This window comes from Pseudoalteromonas sp. TAB23, from assembly GCF_000498075.1.
GTDB lineage: Bacteria > Pseudomonadota > Gammaproteobacteria > Enterobacterales > Alteromonadaceae > Pseudoalteromonas > Pseudoalteromonas arctica.
Map to the genome: position 1 here is coordinate 1 of NZ_AUTP01000244.1, position 7,636 is coordinate 7,636.

A 7,636-nucleotide genomic window follows, 5' to 3' on the forward strand; every position below is an offset into this window, starting at 1 on the left:
GGCCGCTGCCACCAAAGCCGACGCAGGCACTATTACCAATTACATGGGTACCATGTATGGCATTTTTAAAAACCAAGCTAATGCTATGGGTAAAAGTCAGTGGGTTGAGCAGCTAACAGGTATGACGGCCACAGCCGTACAAGCGTTTAAAACAACAGGCGCTGAAATGTCATCGGCGTTTACATCAATTGGCGCTGAAGCAACAAGCGCCGGCATTGGTATTAACGAGCAAATGGCCATACTAGGCACATTGCAAGCGACTATGTCGGGCAGTGAGGCGGGTACAAAATATAAATCGTTTTTAGCCGGTGTAGGTAAAGCGCAAGACGCCCTTAATTTAAGTTTTACTGACAGCCAGGGCGCTATGTTGCCAATGGTTGACATACTAAACCAAATTAAAGGCAAATATGGCGAAACCATAGACGTAGCCGAGGGCGACGAACTTAAAAAAGCATTTGGCTCGGCCGAAGCTGTTGGCACTATAAAATTACTAATGAACGATATTGATGGTCTAGGCCAATCAATTGATTCGTTAGGTAACGTAAACGGTATGCAACAAGCTGAAAAAATGGCAATGAGCATGACCGACCAAAGCGAGCGACTAAGCCAAAGCTGGTTTGTTATTCGCGCTGCGTGGGGCAGTGCAATACTCCCCGTATTTAACGACTTTGTTGGTTTAATTGCCGACATGGGCACAGGCGTAGTGGCCTTTACCGAAGAATTTCCAACGCTTACTAAATATATTGGCTATGGCGCTGTTGCATTACTTGGTCTTGTTGCTGCAGGTGGTTTATTCACGCTCATAATGGGCGCGGGCAAAATGGCTATGGTTGCATGGAGCGTGGGTGCAATGGCGTGGGCAGGTATTAATGCTGCGCTTACATCGGGGTTAAGCGCCTTAAGAGCTGTAATGTTTGCGGTAAACCTTGTGATGTACGCCAACCCCATTGGCTTAATTGTGGCTGNGTGGCCGCTGCGGTTCTTGCCGTAGGCGCTCTGATTTATTACTGGGACGATTTAAAAGCAAGCTTTGCCGATATTAGTTGGGTAAGCGTTTTGCTTACGGGCCTTGAATACGCATGGAAAGCCGTTGAAGTGTTATTTGCGCCAATATTGTGGGCTATTGAACAGCTAGCTGATTTAGCAGGCATTGAAATAGACACTAGTTTTGAGGGTATAAAAGGCTCGTTAGGTATTGATGCGCCTAAGCAGAGTAATTCAGCAGCAACCATGCCTAGCATTGCCGCAATAGCACCCGTTAAAAGCCGTGTTGAACGCGGTGGTATTACCCAACAAATAAGCAACGCGAATCAGCAAAAGTCGACCAGTGTTGGCACGGTTAACGTTTACCCAGCCAAAGGTGAAACCAATTATATGAACTTTGTTGAGATGCACTCATGAGTATTTACCGCGACTTACAAATATTAAATGGCGATGTGGTATTAGATGCCGGTAACAACCCAACGTATTTAACCGATCGTGACGTAATAGCCCAAGACATAGTGCACGCTATTTTAGACACCGGCCTTGCAAACTTATTAGTAAGCGATAGAGGAACCAGCGTTACTAACGACACCCAAACAAAAATAAAACTATTGGTAGAGGATGACGTTCGCATTATGCCAGGCACGGTTCAAGTTGAGCAAAGCGAAATTAACAAAGGCCAGTGGTGGATGTACGCACAAACAATAGACTTCGGTGAAATTTCATCGTTATTAGTAGAGGCACAATAAATGGCTGATGAAACCCCAACAATTAATTTTACCCGTATTGTAGAAAATGCAGGTATTCCTACCACTGAAGACGGGTGGAAAACCCTATTTAAGCAAGACGTAGAAGCGCAAGGTAGCATTATTGCGAATGACTCTATTTACTCACCTTTTTGGCGATTGATTAGCGCCATTGTGGCAAAGCCTGCAACATGGATAGTCAACAAAGTATTAATTGAAAAAATACTCCCCAACTTATTTTTGCAAACGGCCACCGACAGCGACTTTATTGAAGCCAAAGCGTGGGAGCACGACCTAACCCGCAAAAGTGAAGAACGTACACAAGGCAAAGTGCGTTTTAAACGCGCAGCAAATCTTGGCCCTAGTTTACTCATTAGCGCAGGAACGGTAATACAAACTGATGCCATAAACGGGACGGTTTACCGTGTGCTAACTGTTGATAATGTAATACTGCCAGAAAACCAAAGCAGCATATTAGTAAATGTAATTGCAGAAAACGCAGGTGCCGCACACAACTTAGGCACGGGTTATTATCATATTTTACCTGAGTCAGTCACAGGAATTAGTAGTGCAATAAATGATAGCGATTGGATTGATGTACTTGGGGCAGACGCCGAAACAAACCAAGATTTAAAATTACGCACCCGCAACGCATTTACTGCTGCAGCGCCTTGGCACATTGATGCTGTTTACCGCGCAATGCTTACCGAGCGAAGCGGTCTAAATACCGATAATATATTTTTTGAACATGATGCACCACGAGGACCAGGCACGGCGAATGCCTATATTTTGTTAGACACAGGCGAGCCAAGCCAAAGCTTAATAAACGACTTAAATGAATACGTTATGGCAAAAGGCTACCATGGCCACGGCGACGATCTACTTGTGCTTACTATGCCAAGTGTTGATGTTAGTGTAGGCCTTACGGTCTACCCGCATGTTTACTTACTTGATGATGAAGTAACCGCATTAATTAGCAATATAGAAAACTTTATACGCAGCGCATTTAGAGAAAACACCGACTACGTTGTAACACGAACTGAGCCGCAAACACGCTTTAGCTTTAGCCGCTTAGGCCAAGAGCTACATAAAGAGTTTGAGGGTATCGACTCATTAAGTTGGCATCAAATCGACATTACCAACCAGAACAATGTACCGCGTTTAACCGTCCTAAGTATCGAAAACGGTAACGATGTATGAGCATTGACTGGCAAGCCCTAACAAAAATGCCGTACTGGTTGGCGCGCCCAGCCAGTGAGCTAGACAAACTACGCAAAAGCACGGTTAGTTTTTGGTTGCGCCTAAGCGACATGCTTGCATGGCCGGCTAAACAGCTCGACCCAATGTCCGCAGAGCTCGAAATTTTACACCTGTTGGCATGGGAGCGTGACATAACCCAAATACCAAACGAGACCGAACATACTTACCGCATACGCGTTAAGTATGCACTGCAATTTGCTAAAGGTGCAGGCAGTAAAAGTGGTTGGTATTACATGTTTGAAAAACTCGGCACACCGTGGATAACCATTGACGAGCGCATAAGCGAAGCCGATTGGGATGTAGTGAGCCTGCAATTGCTTGACTCAGACTTAGCAGAACGGAACAAACTTATAGACAATATTTGCAGGCAGTACGGGCGAACAACACGCCGCTACCAATACGACACTATTGCCAGCATGCCATTAATTGCACCACCAAGCGACTTTGCATTAGACAGCCTAACCGGCTTTGCAAAGCTCAGTGACGACTTGAGCCCAACACTAGGACTCGCGGTGATGGACAACGAATCATATTTTATTATTGCAACAAATAAACAGCTTATTAGCTAAAAAGAGGAATTAACATGGCTTCAATAATTACAATCGCAGGTGAAAAACTTTTTGCTGCTAAAGCGCAAGCTAATGAGCAACTAGACATAGATACGTTTATTTTTGCGAACGTACCAGAGCAAGACGCAACCGCACCCATTAACCGAGAAGAAGCTTTACCAACCGATCACGTAGTGCATCAGCAAATTGTGCAGCAAGTAGGCCGCATTAACGACAATGTGGTTGTTTACTCAACCGTGCTCGACAGCATTATAGGCCCATTTGAATTTAACTGGGTAGGGTTGTACTCATCAATTAATAATGCTTTGGTAGCGATTAATCACATACCTACTACCCCAAAAACAAAAACCGAATCAGGGGTTGCAGGTAATACTTTAAACCGCAACTTTGGTATTGAGTATTCGGGTATTGCGGAATTGACCGGTATTAGTGTTTCACCAGAAACATGGCAGTTAGACTTTTCTGCGCGCTTAAGTGGTATGGATAAGTTAACCCAGCAATTAGCGGAAGATTTAAATGGCAAAGACTGGTTTATTGATGATGGGTTTAATGTAACACCACGCTCAACCGCTAATACATTTAGAGTAGCGCCGGGAGTTGGTTACGTAAGTGGACTGCGCGTAGAGATAAAAGAAGAGCATATATTAACGCTGCAATCCTACCCACAATTTGTTTACGTTGACACTTACTTTGATGGTAACGCATTAAGCCAATGGTCGCCTCAAGTAGTATTTACAGTATCAGACACAGAAATGGATGATTACGTTGATGTAAATGGTATACAGCACTTCGTGCTTAAAATTTCAGTCATTAGCGATGTGAATAAAGTTGATGACTTGAGAGCTAGCTCTAAGGTAGAAAAAATTATAGATGACTTAAAGAAAAGTCAGAATGATATTATTTGGAGTATTGAGACTCTAGATTTGGTAAAGGCAAGAAATGATTTAAAAGTAGGACAAAGAATAAAGATATCAGATAGAAATAATTCTGAGTTTGAAGTTAAGCTCAGTGAAGGTTTAATAAACAATGACTTTGATACAATACAGTGCACACTTACCCCAGAGCTATCGCTAGTTTTAATTGATGATGACGGTGATATAAGAAACTATGGAGGTAGAGATGATTATTCATATACTGAAGGTACAGGAACTAATAACAAACCGATCATAGATTATCTTTACGATAAAAAGCCAATTGAGATAAAGCTACCTAAGTCAGAAGAGGGAACCGGGGTATATTTGTATGATGGGTTTAGTAGTAAGAGTGATGCATCGGGGGTTTCAATAATAGCAGATGAAGGAGTTAGTTTAGCTAACTATCAAGGAAATAGCCCTCTCTGGATAAATGGCCTAAAAGTTAATAGAGAGATAGCATCTTACAGATTAGATGGTAAATACTTTACACATATGGGGCCTAATGTTTATACAAAGCCATCAGAGCAACAAAGTATTGGTGGTGCATCAATTGGTAGCTTATATACCCCGTATAAAATTAATTTAACTGAAACTAGAAATTACACATTAAGTAATTGGCCGGATGGAGAGTTGGTAGCTGCAAGCCCTATTTCATCAACAGACGTTGATATAAACTGGGGAGCTATTCCTAATTTTAACTTTTATTTATCAGCTATTCCTGTCTCAGTAAAAGATCATATATCCGCGCATGTTAGTAAAGGTGCTGAAAGACCATGCGCATTTGTTGAAACAGATCATGGATGGGTTATTATTCATAGTAAAAATAACTCTGGAAAGATACAAGTAAGTGAGAAGTTTAGAGAAGTAACAATTCAGAAAGATTTTACGGAGCTGGTTCTAAATGAATCAACTTATAATATGAATAATGCAGCGATAGGCATTATTATATTTGGTACAAAATCGTTTGGTTTGACGTTAAACGGAATATTAATTAGACGGATAGATACTGAAGGGTCAATTATAGCAGCAGGATGGGGAGCTGGGTTTGAGGCAAATGCTGCATCATTATCAATATCTAGAGCCAGTTATTTCAAAGGAAAAAAAACAGTAGGTATAAAGCCTCTTAAGATAGTGTGTGTTGGCGATTCAACAAGTTCGGGGCAGCTGGCAAGTTCTCAATATGAATATATGAAAAAACACCTGACAGGGACGTGCGGAGCACAGGTGCTAGAAATGAAAAATTTAGCTATAGGTGGCCAAGTATCAGCGCAGCAGTTAGCAATATTAGAAAGTACAAATATAGATAATTTTGATTATTGTTGCATACAAATTGGTATTAATGATGTTCAAACAAACTCAGGCTCTTTAGCTTTAGCTTCTAATATCGAAGCAATGATTGATTATTGTGAATCGTTAAATGTAGTGCCGATAATTGGATTGCCGACAAGCTTTTATTCTCAATTAAGTGCAAAGCAATTTGGGCAAGATGGCCAAAATACGGGCCGCTCTGATGAAGTCGGTGTTTTCAGGAATGTCTTACTGCAAACATTAGCGGATCGTGGTGGGGTATTTGTAAATCCCTCTGTTGTAGAAGATCAAGGTGCTGTAGTTGCTGCGTTGTTGGATACTGAGCTAGACCCAATACTGAGCGATAATATACACCCAAGCGCATTTGGTAAAATGCTTATGGGGTATAGCTTTGCTAAATCTATTATTGGGCATGCAACAGGTTCAGATTCTAAAGGTGGCCTAGTAAAATCGCCCTCGGACTGGTGGACAGGTGAAGCTGGTAAAACAGCGGCACCATTATATAAGGCAAGTGCCGAGAACATTCATTGGAGTTGGTTTTTATCTACCGATAATGAGACTTTTAGTAATGGAGATTTGATAGGGAAATTACCTAGAAGGTTTTGGCCGGAAAATGATTTTTATGCTCAAGCAATCAATACAACTTCTGCATCGGATATTCCTACAGAGCAGCCTAATGCAATATTACACTTTAGTAAGGAAGGTCATATAAAGGTTTTTAATGTTGACCCTGCTGCTGTATACATAAGTTTTAATACATTCTATGAGTTGAGTAATTAAATGCTGACTCTCAATTCATTCTCAATCATCCTTAAATCACTTCGCATTACGGCAAGCCTTGAGCTTGCCAGCGAAGATGCAAGCGGCCAATCATCCAGTACCGACCAAGCTGAAACCGGCACTAAAGCTAAAAAGCTGATAGTGAGTGGTTTATTGCCCTTCTCTAATGCTGATCATTTAGCTGAGCTGTTTACTTTAGCCGAAGCAACTGAAAGCGGTGCGCGTTCTATTTATCGTGTAAGTAACCACACGGCCAGTGCGCTGGGTGTTAAGCAAGTGCGCTTTAGCAGTAAAATTGAAGCGGTGGAGCAAGAAACCACACGCCAATGGGCGATTAGTTTTACGCTTAGTGAATACCGATCAGTGCCGCAAAAAGTGGAAGAACGTACACCCGATGCAACTGCCAATGTGCAAGGCGGTGATACTGGTGTTCAATATGCAAATATTAGCCAGCATTTAAACGAAAACTTTGCTGCACTGAGAACAACATAATGACGACGGCTAACGCGCGTTTTATATCACGTGTTTATGTCAACGATTCAAAAGTCGATATGAAAGAGCACTGGATAGTACTGCAATCATCAACACCAGGTACATGCCAAATTACGGTGAATCAAAAGGCTGTTAAGTTAGCACCGGTTGCGGTTGATTTAGGGTGGGGTGATATGGTCGACCGTGTATTTAGTGGCTATGTTGAACGTGTAATGCCAGCAGTAAATGGCTGGTATACCCTATTTTGCCGTGAATGGGCGGCATCACTTGCTTATAATTTAAGTGTTATGCTGCGCCACCCAACAATGCGCCAGGTACTTGACGAAATAACTAATCAAACAGGTATAGAGTTTGTTATACCAAACGCTGCTTATGTTGATACGGCCATACCGTGTTTTTACTCTGATAGTTCAGGATATGCCATGTTAAACAACATAGGACGCGCTTTTAAGATTAACGATTTTGTCTGGTATCAACAGGGCAATGGTAAAGTTTATGTGGGCAGTTATGCTGATTCGTTTTGGTCTGATAAACCAATTACCATAGCAAATGGTTTAATGACTGATCATCAAGCAGGAAGAGC

At 42.0% G+C, this 7,636-nt stretch carries 8 protein-coding genes; all 8 read left to right on the forward strand.

Translation table 11 applies throughout. The annotated features are described in order from the left end of the window. Positions 1-991: phage tail tape measure protein (locus tag L654_RS01000000126150; protein WP_076915514.1), on the forward strand; the 991-nt coding region annotated here is incomplete at its 5' end. Then, entirely contained in the window at positions 967-1,401 is a 435-nt protein-coding gene (locus L654_RS1000000128310; protein WP_050582304.1) for a hypothetical protein, read from the forward strand. The genes L654_RS01000000126150 and L654_RS1000000128310, both read left to right, overlap by 25 nt. Then, positions 1,398-1,733, forward strand: coding sequence for a DUF2590 family protein (locus L654_RS0114695; protein WP_024608308.1), 336 nt, complete (start codon positions 1,398-1,400; stop codon positions 1,731-1,733). The genes L654_RS1000000128310 and L654_RS0114695 overlap by 4 nt, the downstream gene beginning before the upstream one ends. Then, a complete protein-coding gene (locus L654_RS0114700; protein ID WP_024608309.1) occupies positions 1,734-2,930 on the forward strand; it encodes a baseplate J/gp47 family protein in 1,197 nt (398 codons plus the stop codon). Beyond that, entirely contained in the window at positions 2,927-3,559 is a 633-nt protein-coding gene (locus L654_RS0114705; protein ID WP_024608310.1) for a hypothetical protein, read from the forward strand. Before L654_RS0114700 ends, L654_RS0114705 begins: the two co-directional genes overlap by 4 nt. Positions 3,560-3,573: 14 nt before the next feature. Beyond that, entirely contained in the window at positions 3,574-6,561 is a 2,988-nt protein-coding gene (locus tag L654_RS1000000126965; protein WP_024608311.1) for a phage tail protein, read from the forward strand. Continuing rightward, positions 6,562-7,053: a hypothetical protein gene (locus L654_RS0114715; protein ID WP_024608312.1), complete on the forward strand. Its 492-nt coding sequence runs from the start codon at positions 6,562-6,564 to the stop codon at positions 7,051-7,053. Next, positions 7,053-7,636 (forward strand): hypothetical protein (locus L654_RS0114720; protein WP_024608313.1); only part of this gene is annotated, 584 nt, incomplete at its 3' end. The genes L654_RS0114715 and L654_RS0114720, both read left to right, overlap by 1 nt.

Bases quoted from the DNA above. Each gene is read 5' to 3' on its own strand.
- L654_RS0114705 (WP_024608310.1), top strand. From the start codon at position 2,927: ATGAGCATTGACTGGCAAGCCCTAACAAAAATGCCGTACTGGTTGGCG.
- L654_RS1000000126965 (WP_024608311.1), top strand. From the start codon at position 3,574: ATGGCTTCAATAATTACAATCGCAGGTGAAAAACTTTTTGCTGCTAAA.
- L654_RS0114700 (WP_024608309.1), top strand. From the start codon at position 1,734: ATGGCTGATGAAACCCCAACAATTAATTTTACCCGTATTGTAGAAAAT.
- L654_RS0114715 (WP_024608312.1), top strand. From the start codon at position 6,562: ATGCTGACTCTCAATTCATTCTCAATCATCCTTAAATCACTTCGCATT.
- L654_RS0114695 (WP_024608308.1), top strand. From the start codon at position 1,398: ATGAGTATTTACCGCGACTTACAAATATTAAATGGCGATGTGGTATTA.